We start from the raw sequence: 19,496 nt of genomic DNA on the forward strand, positions 1-19,496 counted from the left end.
AATTGATCCTACTAAATTGGAAGTTGAATCAGTGCACAATTCACAGTGAAGGATGATTTTTTCTACGCTATGCTTGGAAAAATCTAAAACTTAATGCTCACGCATGGCGTAAAACATAGTGTTTAGCGCAGCTGACACTATTAAGTTTTAAGATTTACCTAAGTGAAACGAAAGGTAAATCTACATTCACTCTACTCTATTTTAAAGGTTGGTGAATACATAAATGAATTACAAAACCAAAATAATAAAAAAGGAAGAGTATTCAGTTTCAAAATGGTCAGGTGGGCAGACTACAGAACTTTATATTTATCCAGAAGACTCTAAATACAAGGATAGAAATTTTATGTGGAGGATAAGCTCTGCAACAATGGATGTACAAGAGTCTACGTTTACTTACTTGCCGGGTTTTTCAAGAGAATTAATGGTTATTCACGGGGAAACTACCTTAGAACATGAAAGCAGATATAAGGTTACCTTAAAGCCATTTGAAAAAGACAGTTTTATGGGTGACTGGACAACTAAAGGCTTTGGAAAGGCTTCAGATTTTAATTTAATGACGTCGCAGGATTGCAATGGAAGTTTAGATGTTTTAGATGTTAAAGATAAAATCTCCATTGAACTAAACTGCACGGAAAATGGATTTAATGTTAGCCAGTACTTTTATCCTGTAGGAGGAAGTATTGAAGTTCAAATTAAAGATGACAAGTTTCATGTAGATGAGAGGGATTTATTTGTTATAAGTTATTCAGATTGGGAGGAAGAAATTAATATTGTGAATAATTCTTCAAATGAAATTAAAATTATAACTGCCATGGTTAAGTGTGGAATTTAAAAATATTGCGAAGTAATACTGCTTTGCAACATTAAAAAAATTCTATAAATCTAAGGTAAAAAATCATAAAATACTTAGATATTTCAATTTGTTTGACCGATAGAGAGTTATTGAAATATCTTAGGATTTTATGATTTTTTTACCAAGATTTATTAGAACTTTTTTAAATTGTTCCTTCAGCAGTATTGCTTCGCTACCACGGTAGTGCAAGGAAAAAATTCCTCCGTACCTACGGAATTTTAGATGTAAACCTTAATAATACATTATCTAAACAAAATATTATTAAGTTTCATTAATTAACCATGTTTACAGTGCATTTTTCGTAGGGAACCGGAGAAAAATTTTACCTTGCATTTCCGGTTTAGCGAAGTAACAGTATTGAAGAGATGATTTAAATGAAAGCTAATAAATCTTAGGTGATGATTGTTAAAAGGCTTAGAAGTTTCAATCTGTTTGAGCCACAGGCGAGTAAACATACACGAGGTTTGGGCTTTGCCCATTATCCTTCTAGAGCCTAAAGCAGGCACTCTCTTAAAATTTTTATAGTTTCCATTTAATATCTCAAGATACTGTTACTTCGCAATATTCTTCTAAAGCTTTTTCTAAGATGACCATTGAATTTTCTATATCTTCAATACTTGTGCAGTATGAAAATCTAGCTTCATTTTTGCCAAGTCCCTTTGTTGCATAAAAGCCTGAACCTGGAGCAAACATTACAGTTTGATTATCATAAGAAAAATCTGTAAGAAGCCATTTTGCGAATTCTTCTGCATCATCTACAGGAAGTTTTGCAAGCATATAAAAGGCTCCCTTTGGTTTACTGCAAATTATATTAGGTATGTTTGAAAGAGCATTGTACATTATATCTCTTCTCCTCTTATACTGCATTTTTACCTCTGTAATGTAGCTATTCATAGTGTTTATTAAGTTTGAAGCTGCATATTGTTCTATGGTTGAAACGCAAAGTCTTGCCTGACATAATTTTAGTATTTGATGCATAAGTTCTTTATTTTTAGAAGCAACGAGTCCTATTCTAGCACCACATGCGCTGTAATGTTTTGAAATACTATCTACAAGTATGATTCTGTCAAGTATGTCAGTTAAGTGCATACAAGAGTTATAAGGAACGTTATCGAATATAAATTGTCTATAAACTTCATCTGATATTATAAATAAATCATGTTTTTTTGCGATTTCTCCAAGCATCTTAAGCTCTTCATACGAATAGACTGTTCCAGTAGGGTTACAAGGGTTCGAAATAAGTATACATTTTGTTTTATCCGTTATTTTAGCTTCAATTTCTTCTTTAGTTGGAAGATGAAAATCATTCTCTATTTTTGTTTCAACAGGAACTATATGAGCACCAGCTACTTTAGCAAAGCTGCTGTAATTTGAATAAAATGGTTCGGGTGATATAACTTCATCTCCAGGATCACAGGTGGCCATGATTGCAAATTGAATTGCTTCGCTTCCGCCGTGAGTTATCATTAATTCATCTTTATCAAAGTATATGTTAGCATCTGCAAGTGATTGTACAAAGCTGTCTATAAGCATGTCTATGCCTTGAGAATCTGAATATTTAACTATTTCCTCATTAAAGTTAGTAACACCTTGAAAAAACGTATCAGGTGTTTTAACATCTGGCTGACCTATATTTAAATGGTATACCTTTATTCCTCTTTTTTCTGCTTCCTTTGCGTATGGAGCAAGCTTTCTTATTGGTGAAAAATCCATATCTAAAATTCTACTTGAAAACTTCAATTTAAATCCTCCTTAAAAATTCTTTTATAGTGTCACCTATTATTTTAAAACCAGCTTTTATTTCGCTTCTATCTACCCTCGAAAAACCAAGTCTAAAAGTGTTTTTGCCTTCATTATTAGTAAAAAATATATCACCGGGAGTGAAAATTACTCCTTTTTTATAGCATTCTTTAAGTATATCTCTTGAATTTATGCCTTTAACTTCTACAAAAATGTGAAGTCCTCCCTCACCGGATAGTTTTGTATAAGGTATATATAAATTAGCATACTTTATTGCAAGCTCATATTTTTCCTTGTAATATTTTTTTGCTCTTTTAACGTATTTATCAAAATTGCCAACCTTGAGATATTCATATAATATTGCTTGGTCTAAAAAAGAAGTATGGATATTTCTACTTCTCTTTACACTCTCAAGATATGATATAAGCTCTTTATCTGCTGCTATCCACCCAATTCGCATTCCAGGAAAAAGTATTTTTGAGAAACTTCCTATATATATAACGCTATTTCCGCTTCCACTTAATGCAGCTATTGGAGTTATGGTTGAATTTGAATATCTTAGTTCTTCATTAAAACCGTCTTCAATTATTGGAATCCTATAATCATTTAATAATTTAAGTATAGATAGGCGTTTTTCAGGAGACATCACAATACCTGTTGGATTGTGATATGAAGGTATTAAATACGCCGCTTTAGGCAAAGCACCTTTTTTTAACTCTTTCTCAAGCATTGAAATGTTTATTCCATCATCCTCCATATCTATACCAGTGATATTTAAATTATGAAGTTTCATAAGTTTTATTGCTGTATTATGAGTAGGGTTTTCACAAATTATTTTATCATGAGGTTTTGTAATGGATGATAGAACGATATCAAACCCCTCTGTAAATCCATTGGTTATAAGCATATCTTTGTTTTTGAAATCGATTCCCTTATTACTCATATATTTTTCTAGGTGTTCAATTAGAGGTTTATATCCTTTTGCATATCCGTAATTTAATATGTTATTACCTTCAAGTGAAAGTATGTTTAAAAAATCTCTTTTAAACTCTTCCAAATCAAATAAGTTTTTATCTGGTGAAATACTGTCAAAGGAAATCATGCCTTTTTTGCTTCTCATTTCATGCTTTATTATATCTAAATTTTCTGCTTTTTTTGCATAATCATTAATTATCGTATTCCAGGTAAAATATTGGCCATCATTGGAGCGAGTTTTTTTACTTGAAACAAAGGTACCTTTACCTTTTGTTGTGCATATAAAACCTTCATCACAAAGAGCTTCATATACTTTTATTATGGTATTCCTGCTTACTTTTAGCATTAAACCCATTTCTCTTGTTGAAGGTAACTTTTCGCCCCTTTGAAGCAGTCCTTCGTTAATTAATTTCTTTATATAATTTTCAATTTGCAATCTTTTAGAGCTTTTATTATTTAATTTTAAATCAAAAATCATATTTACACCTCTATATATAGTGGAACCATTGCGAAACTTAAACTATTTATGTACCAAAATACCAACCTTCAAAGGATTATAGTGCATATATAGTTTGTATTTGAGCTAGTTTCACTATATATATTGTGACATAAATTTATAAATAAAAAAAGAGCCACCTTGCATATATTTTGAGGTAATATTGGTTTATTTAGGAGTCTAAAGTGTAAATATATTTATAAATTTATTATAAAAATAATTTGAAACATGATTCTTTGATAATTTAATAAAATATATGTTATTTTTGAGTAAAATATAGTAATATATATAAAGGTTAGTAATCAAATATTAATTTGCTAATGAGGAGGATATAAATGGAAAATAGTCAAACAAAAGAAGGACAAATACACAAGGAATATTCTGCACTTGAAACAGTACCAGAAAGTGATAGAACCATAAGCTTTTTGGACATGCTTACCACTTGGATTGGTGCTAACGCTAATAATGGGACTTGGTATGTAGGTGGGGTGGTAGCTGGAGCAGCTTTTGGTGGTGCAGTATTAGTTACTTTAATTTCAAATCCAATTGCGTATATAATAATGGCACTAATAGGATTTATAGGCTACAAAGTTGGAACTTCAACAATGGCACTTACAAGACCATCCTTTGGGGTAAGAGGAAGCTTTCTTCCGTCAATATTAAATATTACACAATTTGTTGGGTGGACTGCAGTTAATACATTTATAGCGGCCATATCTATAAGTTACATATTAAAGGATATATTCGGCCTTCCTGCTTATGGTTCAAAAGGAAGCAATACAACAATGTTTATAGGAATTATAATTATGAGTTTGCTTCATTTGATTTCAATTGCAACAGGACATAAATCTGTAAAGATGGTTGAAAAAATAGGGGTTGTATTTATACTTATTTTAGGAGTTTGGGAAACTGTTGTTGTTTTAAAACAAGTGCCAATAGCTAAGATAATAAGTTGGAGGCCTCCAGCTAACAAAGCTATGAATATAGGAGCTGCTTTTGATGCAATGGCTGCTTTTAGCTTGGGTTGGGTGCCTGCTATAGCAGATTTTACAAGGTACAGTAAATCTAAAAAAGCTTCTACTGTAGCGCCAATAATAGGAGCAAATGTTGGTTTGTTTTGGTTTGCCTTTGTTGGAATAATTGGAGCAATAGGAACTGCAGTTACAACAGGAGTGTATGATCCGAATAATTCTGATCCAAGTACTATTGTAAGCAAGCTTGGGCTAGGTGCTATAGCTCTTTTGGTTATAATCCTTACAAGTACTACAGCTAATGCGATAAACCTTATGGGTGCTGGAATTTCACTTACAAATTTAAACAAAAAGATTAAATCGCAGACAGCACTTTTTACAGTTACTATATTAGCAGCTCTTCTTACGATAGTTCCAATATATGTATCAAGTTTTTTAGATTCTTTTGAAATGTTTCTTGATTATATAGGTATGGTGTTTGGACCCATTTTTGGAATTATGATAGTGGATTACTATTTGGTTAAAAGAAAAAAATACATCGTAAAAGACTTTGATAATGAAAGTGGAAAGTATTGGTTTAAAGGTGGATTTAACCTTATAACTATTGGAGTCTGGGTTGCTTCTGTTGTAGTATATTTATCAATCAAAAACTTATCTATATTTACAAAGAGTATTGGGGCAATTTATCCTATAATCGTATTCTCAGGAGTTTTATATTATATATGCAGTAGTTTGTTTTACAGAAAGGAAGCTAGGTAAATGTTAATTAAGGGTGTTAAGCTTAGAAATAAGAAGGGAAATTACGATATTTTAATTGAAAATGGAATAATAAAAGATATTGCACAAAACATAAAAATAGAAGATAAAGAAGTAATAGCTGGAAATGGAAAACTTGCACTTCCACCATTTGTTGAACCTCATGTTCATCTTGATACAACACTTACAGCAGGAGAGCCAAAGTGGAATATAAGTGGAACTTTATTTGAAGGAATAGAGACTTGGGCGCTTAGAAAGGAAATGCTTACAGAAGAGGATGTTATAAAAAGAGCAACAACAGCCTTAAAATGGCAAATTGCAAATGGTATACAGTATGTAAGAACTCATGTAGATGTTACAGATCCAGAGCTTACGGCATTGAAAGCTTTAATAAAAGTAAAAGAGGCAATGAAGGATTTTGTTGATATACAAATAGTTGCATTTCCACAGGAAGGTATTAATTCTTTTCCAAATGGATACGAGCTTTTGGAAGAAGCGATTAAACTTGGAGCAGACGTAGTAGGGGCAATACCACATTTTGAATTTACAAGGGAATATGGGGTTGATTCTGTAAAGAAAGCTATAGAACTTTCAGTAAAATATGATAAGCTCGTAGATATTCATTGTGATGAAATTGATGACGAGCAGTCAAGATTTGTTGAAGTGGTTGCAGCAGAGGCTCATAAGTATGGTATAGGAGAAAAAGTTACTGCAAGTCATACAACAGCTATGCATTCATATAACAATGCTTATGCATATAAATTGTTTAGATTATTAAAAATGTCTAATATGAATTTTGTTTCAAATCCTATTGTAAATACGCACCTTCAAGGAAGATTTGATACGTATCCTAAAAGACGTGGAATTACAAGGGTAAAGGAAATGCTTGAGGCTGATATTAATGTATGCTTTGGACATGATGATATATGCGATCCATGGTATCCAATGGGTACAGGCAATATGCTTCAAGTTCTTCAAATGGGAATACATGTGTGCCAGCTTATGGGATATGATCAAATAGTAAATTCTATAGATTTAATAACTAAAAATAGTGCAAAAACTCTTCATATCGAGGATAGTTACGGAATAGAAGTAGGTAAGCCTGCAAATCTTATAATATTAAATGCGGAGGATGAGTACGATGCTATAAGAAAACAAGCAGAAATTTTATATTCTATAAGAAGAGGTAAAGTTTTAGCAAAAACTGAACCTAAAGCTACAGATATATATGTTAATGGAAAAGAGAGAGTTTCCTTTGATATTATAAAATAAATAACTTCATTTATGTAAATGCAAAGAAAAATATGGAAATTTAAAAGATTGTCCTGTGTAATTGAAGAATAAATGATTAGATAAGATGGCTGCGCATTAAGAAATTTGTATACAGTTTATTGTAATTTTTATTTTTAATGCTGCAACCATTTTTAAATGTATAAACTTTTTTATATTATTTTTCTAGTGATTTTAGCTTGTCCAAACACTCTTTACAAATACGTACCCCTTTAAAGTAGGTAATATCACTTAATGAGTTGCAAAATGTGCAGCCTGGTGCGTATTTTCTTAAAACGATATGGTTTTCTTCTTCGTCAATAAATATTTCTAATGAGTCACCTTCACTTATAGTCAACTGAGATCTAGTTTCTTTTGGAATTACAATTCTTCCTAATTCGTCAACTTTCCTTACGATTCCTATTGAGTTCATCTTTTTCACCTCTAAAATTCATTATATTTTAAATTTTATAGTAAAAATAAAAAAAATCAAGGTATATAAATGCATTATATGGAACAATTATGTAATACTGAAAAAAGCTTTGGTGAATTTTAAGTTATGTTTTAAAAGATTGTTAATAGAATTTATGTCATAAATGAGCTCTAAGGATTACTCATTTATAATTTGCTATCCATTTAAATGCAGCATTCTAGTGATTAAATAGTTCGCTGCAATTTGTGTAAAATTACACAAATTATAAGTAGCAATCTTAAAAACTTATAAATTTTAAAATATAATATTAACATTATATTAACATAGCAAAAAAAATAAAAGACATTCTGCACATTTAATAAATTTTATATAATTAAATCTATAAAAGAAAAAATATTTATTATACTGCTTGACGATTTAAGTTTGATTTGCTAATATAATTTCAATATTTAAAAGCTTTGATAAGAAGGAGTATATGTATTTCTGAAATAAAGAGAAGGAATGTATATAATTTTTATTAGCAAATCGCTATTTATTCTCATAAAGTCTCGATGCTTCTACGAATTTTATGAGAATAAATATCAGATTTCCTTGAAAATTTATATAGGTGTGAATTTCCTATGAAGGATACATAGAAGGTAGTCTTTGAGCTTTGAACCGAACGCCATATTGGTAAGTAGACTTCAACGGAGTTCCACCGTTAAAAGGAAAATAATATCGGCATTTGCCTGTATTATATTGAGAGCGTACTTAATGTACGAATTTAGGTGGTACCGCGAATTTAAGACTTCGTCCTTTATTTTTAAGGATGGAGCTTTTTTGTTATATGGGGAAAAGTGTAGGGAATGCTTAGAGAACAGGTATGAAGTATTGCAGGTAATTTTATAAATGTTAGAGCAGAGAGTAGAGTTATGGTTGATTTATCTTTCTTTCGGCTTCAGCAGAAAATTAACATTCACTCTATTCTATACTCTTTACTCTCTACTCCGAAAAAGAGTTAATTGGAGAAAAATAATTTTTAACTAGTAAAAAGCTTAAAGGTAGTTATTAATATAATTTATAAAAGGGGTGTTATTCATGAAATGCAGTGGGGCTGAAATTACAATAAAACTTCTTGAAAAAGAGGGAATAAAACTTGTTGCGGGAATTCCAGGCGGATCTAATTTGCCAATATATAATGAGCTTCATAAGAGTAGGATAAAACACATTTTAGCAAGACATGAACAAGGGGCTGGTTTTATATGCCATGGTATTGCAAGAACAACAGGAGAGGCAACAGTTTGCTTTGCAACTTCAGGACCGGGAGTTACAAATCTTATTACGGCTATTGCAGATGCTAAACTTGACTCAATACCTATCGTTGCAATAACTGGTCAAGTTCCGTATAAGGATATAGGAACAGATGCTTTTCAAGAGGTTGATACCTATGGACTTACGCTTCCAATAACAAAGCATAATTTTCTTGTAAGGTCAGCGAAGGAATTAAAGAAGGTTATACCAGAAGCCTTTAAAATAGCTAAGGAAGGAAGACCTGGTCCTGTAGTAGTAGATATACCTAAGGATGTGCAAATGGAAGAAATAGAATTGGAAATTTCAGAAGATTTGAATAATTATTCAAAGAAAAGCTGTTTGAAGGTCTTGGAAATTGAAAAGATAGCAAAAATGATTAACGATGCTAAAAAACCTGTAATGTGCATAGGCGGGGGATAATAAATTCTAATTCTGAGGATTTAGTAAAGGAAGTTGCCTATAAAAATAATATACCAGTTGCAGCAACCTTAATGGGACTTGGAATCTTGGATGCAGAGAATCCTTTATACTTGGGTATGTTTGGCATGCATGGAGCTGCATATACAAATTTAATAATGGAAGAGGCAGATCTTATTTTAGGGTTTGGAATAAGATTAGATGATAGGGCTACTGGTAACATAGATAAGTTTTGTCCTAATGCAGCCTTTATTCATGTTGATATTGATCCAGCAGAAATAGATAAGCTTAGAAAAAGCGACTATTCCATTGCAGGAGATATAAATGAGGTTCTAAGAGAACTAATACCTAGAGTAAAGGAAGATGAAAGATTAAACTGGATTAGTCGCATAAATGGGCTTAAAAAGAAGTATCCTGTTTATAAACCTCATGAGGATAAAAGTTTGTCTCATCCCATAAATTTAGTGGAGGCTATAAATAATTTACTTGATGAAGATACTATAATAACAACGGACGTAGGGCAGCATCAAATGTGGGTAGCACAGTATTATAAATTTAGAAAGCCAAGAACCTTCATTACCTCGGGTGGACTTGGAACTATGGGCTTTGGTCTTCCAGCAGCTATTGGAGCAGCACTTGCTAATCCAAATAAAAAAGTTGTATGCATAAGTGGTGATGGATCATTTTTAATGAATATTCAAGAATTAGCGACACTTGCAGAACTTAACCTCAATGTAACTATAGTTGTTATGAATAATTCCCACTTAGGGCTTGTAAGACAGCAGCAGGAGCTTTTTTTATGATAAAAACTATATTGCAAGTGATTTTCCTATGGGGCATGATTTTGCAGCAATAGCAAACGGTTTTGGTGTTAAAGGCTATAATTTAAATGATGATAAGGTTTTAAGTGAAGCATTTGCAAAACAAGGACCATGTCTTATAAATGCTCCTATATATCCTTTTGAAAATGTATTGCCTATGGTGCCACCAGGAGGAAGTAATAGCACAATGTTGGGAGGTAATATGCATGAATAGTGTTGAAAATGTAATAATAGAACTTGTAGTAGTAAATCATCCAGGAGTAATGTCACATATAACAGGTCTTTTTGCAAGACGTGCCTTTAACCTTGAAGGAATTCTTTGTTCAAGAATAGGTACTGGAGAAGAAAGCTGCATGTACTTGCTCGTAAAGAATGATGATAAACTAGAACAAATAGTAAAGCAGCTCGAAAAGCTTTATGATATATGTAAGGTGACTGTTCATGGTGATTACAACGCACATGTTTTTGATGATATTCAGAAGCTGATGAAAAAATGATATAATGGGGTATATGGGAATTACATGAAATCTTTAGAATGTAATAATTTGATTTATACACGTAATTTTAGAAAAGAGGTGGAAAGAGGAGGCTGTACTAATAATTGTTTAATAACAAATTTATAGAGAATGTCAATTAAATTAATTCACAATGCACAGTTCATAATGAAGGATGATTTTCTTCCGCTTTGCTACAGAAAATCTAAAACTTATTGCTGATGCCATTTTGAAATAATACTTTATAGCGTTCGTTTAGCTAGCCGAACATCACATTGTGTTTTTATATAATTTTAGATTTATCTGACGAGAGGAAGATAAATCATCCTTCATTGTGCATTGTGAACTGTGAATTGTGCATTGATTAAGTTATGATATAACAATTTTTATTGCAGCAACCTCGATATTATGATAAACAGGGTTATATGGATTGTACTTGATAGTGTGGGAATGGGAGAAATGTATGATGCTGATAAGTACGGAGATGCGGGCTCAAATACCCTTGGGCACATTTCTAAAAGCCTTGGAGGAATAAACATACCTAATTTAGTTAAGCTTGGGCTTGGAGATATAGATACCATGGAAGGTATAGAAAAATGCAGCGAACCTCTTGGCGCTTATGGAAGATTTGCAGAGGCTTCAGTAGGAAAAGATACTACTACTGGTCACTGGGAAATGACCGGAATAATTTCAAAAACTCCCTTTCCAACCTATCCAAATGGATTTCCAGCTGAGATAGTTGATGCTTTTGAAAAGGCAGTAGGTAGAAAAATCATAGGCAACAAGCCAGCTTCTGGAACAGTTATTTTGGATGAACTTGGAGAGGAACACATAAAAACAGGGAAGCTTATAGTATATACCTCTGGAGACAGTGTTTTTCAGATAGCTGCTAATGAAGCTGTTGTTCCACCAGAAGAGCTCTATGATATATGCAGAAAAGCAAGAAAAATATTAACAGGAAAACATGCTGTAGCAAGGGTTATAGCAAGACCTTTTGTTGGAGAAAAGAAGGGCGGATTTACTAGAACACCAAACAGAAGGGATTTTTCACTTGAACCTCCTTATGATACAGTACTTGATAAAATAAAAAAGTCTGGAAAAAGTGTAATGGCAGTTGGCAAAATAGAAGACATATTTGAAGGAAAGGGTATTACAGAAGCAGTTCATACAAAGGATAACATGGATGGAGTAGATAAGACTATAGAATACATGAAAACCGATAAAAAGGGCTTGATATACACTAATCTTGTTGATTTTGATATGAAGTGGGGACACAGAAGAGATGTTAAAGCTTATGGAAAGGGACTTGAGGACTTTGATGCAAGGCTTCTAGAAATAATGAGTAATATGAACGATGATGATGTTTTATTTATTACTGCTGATCATGGCTGCGACCCTACGGCGCATGGAACAGATCACACAAGAGAGTATGTACCGTTTATAGCTTATGGAAAAGAGATTAAGAAGAATGTAAATTTGGGCACAAGGAAAACTTTCTCGGACATAGGACAGACGGTGGCAGAAATTTTAGGTACGGAAAAAGTTGATAATGGGGAAAGCTTTTTAAGTGAAATTAGTGACTAGGTTTGGGATTATTTACGGAGAACTGTACCATAAGTAAGTAAGACTTTTAGTCTTAGACGTTGATATGACTTGTCTAAGGACGTTTTTATAAGCTGAAATACCGTATCATAAGTAATAGTATATTTATAAATATGTTCTAATAAAATAAGGAACAAAATTGAGTAATAGACAAATAGTAATTTAGGGAGGATAATCTATGATAAAACAGGCAGAAGAACATGATACCTTAGTGATTGAGGAGATATTATTAGATGCAGTGATGTGGATGGAAGAAAATAAATTACAGAATCAATGGAATGAAACAGTATAAAATGGAATTCTCTATCAAAAGATTATCAGATTAAAAAATAGTAGCATCCAATTGCGAGTGGGGGCTACTATTTTTTGACATTCTTTCTTTATTCAGATGTAATTTAATGTGCATTTATAAGGAAAACTAAAATATTGAGTTTGAAAGAGCATTTCAATTTAAATAATACATTACATTGGTAAAACGGTTTATTATTGAAGTTAAATGTTTACACTTGGTATTGCAAAAATAAAGCAAATAAACTATTATTAAATTACAGAGTTAGTAAACCGCTTTACCAAATTAGAAATATTGATAGAGGTGAGAAAATGAATAAGCTTTGTTTTTTGGAAGTATGAATATGGACATGGTAGTGGCAGTGGATTCTATGCCAAGGGTTGGAGAAACAATACTATGCAATAATGTAAAAAAGATTCCAGGTGGAAAAGGTGCAAATCAAGCAATAGCAGCTAAAAGAAGTGGCGCAGAAGTTTATATGATAGCAAAGGTAGGAAAAGATGAAAACGGAAATGCTTTATTAAAGGGGCTCGAAGCTGACAATATAAGTACAAAATATGTTTTAAAAGATTATAATGAATCAACAGGAATGGCAATCATAACTGTAAATAAAGATGGTAATAATTCAATAATTGTTGTACCAGGATCAAATATGAATATATCAAAATCTGAGATATTAGAAGCACAGGAGGCAATTAGAGACAGCGACATTTTAGTGACTCAATTAGAAACACCAATGGATGCAGCTGCTGAAGCTTTTAAGATGGCTAAAAAATATAACAAAATGACAGTACTTAATCCATCACCAGCTAAAACTTTAAGTGATGAGCTTATAGAAAATACAGATATTATAGTACCTAATGAAACAGAAGCATATAAGCTTACAGGGATAGAGGTTAAAGATGTTAGTAGTGCTAAAGAAGCTTCAAAGTTCTTTTTAGATAAAGGAGTTAAAGCTGTTATAACAACTCTTGGTGAAAATGGAGCGATAATTGTTACAAAAGAAAATGCAGAACTTATACCAGCATATAAGGTTAAAGCTATTGATACTACAGCTGCAGGGGATAGCTTTTTGGGTGCGGTAGTATCAAAAATAGATTCAGAAAAAATTTCTTTTGAAAACCTAAAGGAAGCTGTTAAGTTTGGAAGCAAGGTATCTTCTATAGCAGTTCAGAAAAAAGGAGCACAGCCATCTATTCCATATTTGAAGGAAGTAAATGAGATTTATAAATATATATAAACCGCTTCAACTATTGAAATTCATGTGCACCAAAATGCCCAGAAGACGGCATTTTGTTACAAATAAATTTTAAGTTTCAAGGTGGTTTATCTTTAGAGAGGAAGATTGGTCATGAAAAAGATCGGAATACTAAATAGTAATATATCGGAAGTTATATCTAAAATGGGACATACAGATACCATTGCAATAGGAGATTGTGGTCTTCCTATTCCAGAAGAAACGAGAAGAATAGATTTAGCTCTTATAAAGAATGTACCAGGATTTATTGAAACGCTTAAAGCTGTTTTAATAGAACTTCAAATTGAAGAAGTTTTTATAGCTAAGGAAACAGTGGAAGAAAGCAAAGAAGTTTATGATAAAATTTTAGAAGCTGTTGGAGATGTAAAAATTAATTTTATATCTCATGAAGAACTTAAAAGCAGACTTAAAGCTTGCAGAGCAGTTATTAGAACAGGAGAGCAAACTCCATTCTCTAATATAATATTAAAATCTGGAGTGTTTTTTTAAGGAGTGATTAAAATGGAGGAAAAAAAGCCACTATTAAAAATGACTGGTATATCAAAGTCGTTTCCAGGAGTAAAAGCTTTAGAAGATGTAAATTTAACGGTTTATGTTGGAGAGGTTATGGCTCTTCTTGGTGAGAATGGTGCTGGCAAGTCTACTTTGATGAAAATATTAAGCGGCGTTTATACAAAAGACAAAGGAAAGATAGAAATATCCGGAAAGGAAGTAAACATAAATGGCATAAAGGAATCGGAAAAATTAGGAATAACAATCATTCACCAAGAATTAAGTGTACTTTCTAATTTGACGGTTGCAGAAAATATATTTCTCGGGAATGAAAAGGTTAACAAAGTAACGGGCTCTATTAATAAGAAATTAGAAGATGGAAGAGCAAAAATGTTTTTAGATCAGGTTGGTTGTAAAATAGATCCTAATGTTTTGGTTAGCGAGATAAGTGTAGGGGAAATGCAGATGGTAGAAATTGCAAAGGCACTTACTAAAAATACTAGTGTAATAATAATGGATGAGCCAACTACGGCGTTAACTGATGTAGAAACAAAAAAGCTGTTTGAAGTTATAAAGAATTTAAAATCGAGAAATTTTGCTGTTATATATATTTCACACAGAATGGAAGAAATATTCGAGATATGTGACAGAATTACAGTGCTAAGAGATGGAAAGTTTGTTGGGCAGTGCCGGGTAGAAGATGTTGATAACGATAAACTTATAACTATGATGGTTGGAAGAAAAATAGAAGATCAATTTCCATATAAAAAGATAGATAAAGGAAATACGATGTTGGAGGTTAAAGATTTAAGCTGCAAAGGAAAAATAGAAAATGTATCCTTTAAGGTTAGAGCAGGAGAGATATTAGGAGTCTCAGGACTTATGGGTTCCGGCAGGACTGAACTTGCTAAGACTATATTTGGTGAGTATAAAAAGTCAAATGGGAGTATATTTGTAGATGACAGTGAGGTAAAGATAAATTGCATTAAGGATGCTATACAAAGTGGAATATGTTATTTGCCGGAAGATAGGAAAAAGGAAGGATTAGTACTTGGTTTATCCGTTGCAGAAAACATGACGCTTGCAAATGTTAAAGGTTATGAAAATTCTTTTAAGAGCATTAATACATCAGCGGAGAAGAAAGATATAGAGGATTATATAAAGAAACTTTCTATAAAAACTCCAAATGCAAAGCAAATAATTAAAAATTTAAGTGGAGGTAATCAGCAGAAGGTTATTATTGCAAAGTGGCTTTTATTATCACCTAAAGTGTTTATAATAGATGAGCCAACAAGGGGAATAGACGTAGGAGCAAAGAAAGAAATATATGAATTACTAAATGAATTAAAGTCAATGGGCAAGGCAGTAATAATGATTTCATCGGATCTTTCTGAAATTCTTGGAATAAGCGATAGAATAATAGTTATGCATGAAGGACATTTGGCTGGAGAGTTAAAAAGGGAAGCAGCAAATCAAGAATCAATTATGAAATTAGCTGTAGGTCTTAATGATTAAAGGAGTGAAAAATTATGAATACAAGTTTGAAAAGTAAATTATTAAAAAATAAATCTATATTAGCTTTAGTTGTACTTTGCATTTTAATATCAATAATAACTCCAAGGTTTCTAACTTTAAGTAATATAACTAATGTATTGAATCAAGTTGCTGTAAACGCTATCATAGCTATAGGTATGACTTTTGTTATATTGACAGGGGGAATTGATCTTTCTGTTGGCTCAATACTTGCAATATGTGGTGCAGTTTCTGCTGTAACTATAAAATCAACAGGAAGTATATTTTTAGCTATAGTGCTTCCAATAATAATTGGTATTTTAGTTGGATTTATTAATGGATTCGTAATATCCAAAGGAAAGATACAAGCTTTTGTAGCCACTCTTGCAGTAATGACTATTTTTAGAGGTGTAACTTATGTTTATACAAATGGGAACCCAATATCTTCTCTTCCAGATTCTTATAATTCTATAGGAAATAAAATGATAGGGATAATACCACTTCCAGTCATAATAACTATAATAGTTTTAATCATCGCGTATTATTTTTTAACTAAAACTAGATTTGGAAGATATATATATGCTTTAGGTGGAAATGAGGATTCAGCAAGACTTTCTGGAATAAACACAAATAAAATTAAAACTGCTGCATACGTTGTTTGTGGTGCTGCTGCTGGGCTAAGTGGATTATAGCAACAAGTAGGATAGGTTCAGCTTCACCTAATGCTGGAACTGGTTTTGAACTTGATGCAATAGCTTCTGTTGTAATAGGAGGGACAAGCTTAGTAGGCGGCGAAGGAAGCATAATAGGAACTATAATAGGTGCTCTTATAATAGGAGTTCTAAATAACGGTTTAAATCTAATAAATGTATCTCCATTCTATCAACAAATAGTTAAGGGTGCTGTAATACTTCTTGCAGTTCTTGCTGATAAGAAATCAAAGTAAAAGTTATAGCTATTATACAAATTTGGAGGTGCGAGTATGAAAAAAAAAGTTATTAGCGATTACGGTCATTTTAACCATGATTGTTGGAATATTATCAGGTTGTGGCACTGAAAATAATAAAAATAAGATAGGTATGGTTATATCAACTTTAGATAATCCGTTCTTTGTTTCAATGAAGGATGGTGCGGAAAAAGAAGCAAAGAAAATGGGCTATGATTTAATTGTTCTTAATTCCCAAAATGATCCAGGAAAAGAAAGGTCTAATGTTGAAGATTTAGTGGAATCAGGAGTTTCTGCAATAATTATAAATCCAACGGATAGTGATGCTGTATCAAATTCAATTAAAGTAGTCAACAAAAACAAAGTCCCAATTTTGACAGTTGACAGGCAAGCTAATGGTGGTAAAGTAGTTAGCTTTATAGCTTCAGATAATGTTAAGGGTGGACAAGAGGCAGCTAAGTTTATATTAAATAAATTAAAGAATAAAAAAATTATAAAGGTGGTAGAACTTCAAGGAACACCAGGAGCATCTGCATCAAGAGATAGAGGGAAAGGCTTCCATAGTGTTGTTGATGGTAATCCAAAGGTTAATGTGGTTTCAAGTCAAACAGCAAATTTTGATAGACAGCAAGGTTTATCGGTTATGGAAAATATAATACAGGCAAAACCGGATTTTGATGCTGTGTTTGCACAAAATGATGAAATGGCATTAGGAGCTGTCAAAGCTTTAAAAACAGCTAATAAGCATGCAATAGTGATAGGTTTTGATGGAACCCTTGATGGAAAACAAGCAGTAAAATCTGATGATATGACTGCAACTATTGCGCAGCAGCCAGTAGTTGAAGGAGAAACAGCAGTGGATAGTGCTATTAAGGTAATAAAAGGCAAGAATATAAAAGCTTTTGTCCCTGTAAACATTGAGCTATTTCAGAAGTAAAATAAAGTAGTAGATTAATTTATTTTAGATTGGTAAAATATTAATAGCAAATATTCTAAGCAGGATGTGATATTGAATGAAAAAGATAACCATATCGGATATAGCACAAAAGGCTGGTGTATCAAAGGCGACAGTATCATTAGTTCTAAATGATAAACCTATTAATGTTAGCAGTGGAACTAGAGAGAATATACTAAGAATTTCAAAGGAATTAAATTATATTCCAAATAGTATTGCTAGAAGCCTAATTACAAATAAAACAGATACTATAGGATTGATTCTTCCGGATATAGTAAATCCATTTTTCTCGGAAATTGCTAGAGCCATTGAGGATACAGCTGGAAAAATGAATTACAATGTTATGCTATGCAATTCTGATAGCAACTCTTTTAAGGAAGAAAAGTACTCTAAGCTTTTGGTGAGTAAGTTGGTATCGGGAAGTATTTTTATTTCAGGTGGAAATAGTCAAAAAAGCCTTGAGATTCTTAGAGATAATGGTATACCAGTTGTGTTAGTAGATAGATATGTAGAGCCATCTAAAGGTTATAGTGGTGTATTTTGCTCAAACAGAGAAGGTATATATGAAGCAGTAGAGTACTTGCATAAAAAGAACAGAAAAAATATAGCACTTATAACGGGTTCAATGTCACTTGAGACATCTAAATTAAGACTTCAAGCTTATAGAGAAATAACGGAAAACCTGAAAATGTATAATGAAAATTTGGTATGTGAAGGTAACTATTCTGTAGAAGGTGGAGTAAATTCAACAGAAAAATTGCTTGAATTAAATGATAAAATAGATGCTATTATATATTGTAGTGATGTAATGGCACTTGGAGGGATAAAAGTCTTAAAGAGGAAAAAGCTTAAGGTTCCAAAAGATATATCAGTTGTAGGCTATGATGACATATCCTTTTGTGAATATGTAGAGCCTGAACTTACTACTATAAGACAGCCAATATATGATATGGGTAAGGAAGCTTTTAGATTGCTTATACAGATAATTAACGGGGAAGTGAAGGAGAAAAAAATAAGCTTTAAATCTAAATTAATAATAAGAGGAACAGCATGATGTGTATAGATAGATAACTTGAAAGGTTAAAATGACTAATGCCAAATTCATCCTGTTAAACTGGAATTTAACTCAGAGTATAAAGTACAGAGGACAGAGTACAGTGAAGGATGATTTTTCTCCGCTGTCGCTACAAAAAATCTTAAACTTAATGCACGCAAAGCGCTTAAAATATAGTGCGTGTCAGCTACGCTGAGCACTATATTTTAAGCGCTTTGCGTGCATTAAGTTTAAGATTTTTTGTAGCGACAGCGGAGAAAAATCATCCTTCACTGTACTCTGTCCTCTGTACTTTGTACTCTGAGTTAAATTCCAGTTTAGTAGGATCAATTTGGTATTAGCAAATTCAACCTTTCAGCTTGTTTATCTTTATAAATACGGAACTATTACATGAAGTTGCTTATAAAATATAGTAAGCAGCTTTTTTGTGTTATTTAGAAATTTTAAGAGAGGTTATATAAAGGATGGAGGATTATGTTAATTACATTTACGGTGGCTTGGGTTTTATTATAGGGCTTATGGTACCGGTGGTGGTCACAAAAGTAAGAATTGAATTGAACTTAGTTAAGGGTAAGATAGGCGATGAAAAATATAATGAATGTAAAAAATTCTTAATGCAGTTGGCTGAACTGCATCCAGAGGATTTTGCAGAGAACAAAATTGTAGATTTACTAGATAAGCTAGATAATAAATATGGAGATCATTTGTCAAAAACTCAAATAAAGGAAATTGTTGATTTTGTAGCTAAAACTATTGAAACTGATATAATTAAAGAAATCACCAAATGATACTAAAGGAGATCTTTAAGTATAGCCTAGTGGCCGAAATCTATAGTGTATTAAAATAATAGAAAAAATATAAGGCTTAATGAAA

Annotated in this window: 13 protein-coding genes and 3 pseudogenes; 13 read left to right on the forward strand and 3 right to left on the reverse strand. The window is 32.1% G+C overall.

The genetic code is table 11. The annotated features are described in order from the left end of the window. Positions 1 to 223 precede the first annotated feature (223 nt). Entirely contained in the window at positions 224 to 832 is a 609-nt protein-coding gene (locus tag AGR56_RS06910) for a HutD family protein (RefSeq protein WP_053241646.1), read from the forward strand. 561 nt (positions 833 to 1,393) lie between these two features. On the opposite strand, the gene AGR56_RS06915 is transcribed toward AGR56_RS06910, so the two are convergent. Next, on the reverse strand, positions 1,394 to 2,593 hold the full coding sequence (locus AGR56_RS06915) for a pyridoxal phosphate-dependent aminotransferase (protein ID WP_053241647.1): 1,200 nt from the start codon (positions 2,591 to 2,593) through the stop codon (positions 1,394 to 1,396). A 1-nt stretch (position 2,594) separates the two neighbouring features. Further along, complete coding sequence (locus tag AGR56_RS06920; RefSeq protein ID WP_053241648.1) at positions 2,595 to 4,046, reverse strand: PLP-dependent aminotransferase family protein; 1,452 nt, start codon at positions 4,044 to 4,046, stop codon at positions 2,595 to 2,597. Between the two features lie 353 nt (positions 4,047 to 4,399). On the opposite strand from AGR56_RS06920, the gene AGR56_RS06925 reads away from it, so the two are divergent. Both AGR56_RS06925 and codA read left to right on the forward strand, forming a co-directional pair. Continuing rightward, on the forward strand, positions 4,400 to 5,794 hold the full coding sequence (locus AGR56_RS06925) for a cytosine permease (protein ID WP_053241649.1): 1,395 nt from the start codon (positions 4,400 to 4,402) through the stop codon (positions 5,792 to 5,794). Further along, positions 5,795 to 7,063: a cytosine deaminase gene (gene codA / locus AGR56_RS06930; RefSeq protein WP_053241650.1), complete on the forward strand. Its 1,269-nt coding sequence runs from the start codon at positions 5,795 to 5,797 to the stop codon at positions 7,061 to 7,063. Between the two features lie 175 nt (positions 7,064 to 7,238). On the opposite strand, the gene AGR56_RS06935 is transcribed toward codA, so the two are convergent. Further along, positions 7,239 to 7,493, reverse strand: coding sequence for an AbrB/MazE/SpoVT family DNA-binding domain-containing protein (locus tag AGR56_RS06935; RefSeq protein WP_053241651.1), 255 nt, complete (start codon positions 7,491 to 7,493; stop codon positions 7,239 to 7,241). 1,077 nt (positions 7,494 to 8,570) lie between these two features. Between AGR56_RS06935 and ilvB the strand changes: the two are divergent. The 10 genes and pseudogenes from ilvB (at position 8,571) to AGR56_RS06985 (ending at position 19,411) form a co-directional block, all read left to right on the forward strand. Beyond that, positions 8,571 to 10,235: pseudogene (gene ilvB / locus AGR56_RS06940) on the forward strand (biosynthetic-type acetolactate synthase large subunit). Continuing rightward, the gene (gene ilvN, locus AGR56_RS06945) at positions 10,228 to 10,518 is read left to right on the forward strand and encodes an acetolactate synthase small subunit (protein WP_053241652.1); all 291 of its coding nucleotides are present in this window, start codon (positions 10,228 to 10,230) and stop codon (positions 10,516 to 10,518) included. Before ilvB ends, ilvN begins: the two are co-directional and overlap by 8 nt. Positions 10,519 to 10,923: 405 nt before the next feature. Further along, complete coding sequence (locus tag AGR56_RS06950; RefSeq protein WP_053241653.1) at positions 10,924 to 12,099, forward strand: phosphopentomutase; 1,176 nt, start codon at positions 10,924 to 10,926, stop codon at positions 12,097 to 12,099. 618 nt (positions 12,100 to 12,717) lie between these two features. Beyond that, positions 12,718 to 13,646 (forward strand): annotated as a pseudogene (gene rbsK / locus AGR56_RS06955) (ribokinase). A gap of 111 nt (positions 13,647 to 13,757) precedes the next feature. Beyond that, entirely contained in the window at positions 13,758 to 14,153 is a 396-nt protein-coding gene (gene rbsD / locus AGR56_RS06960) for a D-ribose pyranase (RefSeq protein ID WP_053241655.1), read from the forward strand. Positions 14,154 to 14,165: 12 nt separating this feature from the next. Next, on the forward strand, positions 14,166 to 15,671 hold the full coding sequence (locus AGR56_RS06965) for a sugar ABC transporter ATP-binding protein (RefSeq protein ID WP_053241656.1): 1,506 nt from the start codon (positions 14,166 to 14,168) through the stop codon (positions 15,669 to 15,671). Between the two features lie 14 nt (positions 15,672 to 15,685). After that, positions 15,686 to 16,614 (forward strand): annotated as a pseudogene (locus AGR56_RS06970) (ribose ABC transporter permease). A gap of 76 nt (positions 16,615 to 16,690) precedes the next feature. Beyond that, entirely contained in the window at positions 16,691 to 17,551 is an 861-nt protein-coding gene (rbsB, locus tag AGR56_RS06975) for a ribose ABC transporter substrate-binding protein RbsB (RefSeq protein ID WP_053241657.1), read from the forward strand. Between the two features lie 76 nt (positions 17,552 to 17,627). Further along, a complete protein-coding gene (locus AGR56_RS06980; protein WP_053241658.1) occupies positions 17,628 to 18,623 on the forward strand; it encodes a LacI family DNA-binding transcriptional regulator in 996 nt (331 codons plus the stop codon). A gap of 464 nt (positions 18,624 to 19,087) precedes the next feature. Further along, positions 19,088 to 19,411 (forward strand): hypothetical protein, encoded by a 324-nt coding sequence (locus AGR56_RS06985; RefSeq protein ID WP_053241659.1) that lies wholly within the window; start codon positions 19,088 to 19,090, stop codon positions 19,409 to 19,411. Positions 19,412 to 19,496: the final 85 nt, after the last annotated feature.

Source organism: Clostridium sp. DMHC 10, assembly GCF_001270375.1.
Classification (GTDB): Bacteria; Bacillota; Clostridia; order Clostridiales; family Clostridiaceae; genus Clostridium_S; species Clostridium_S guangxiense.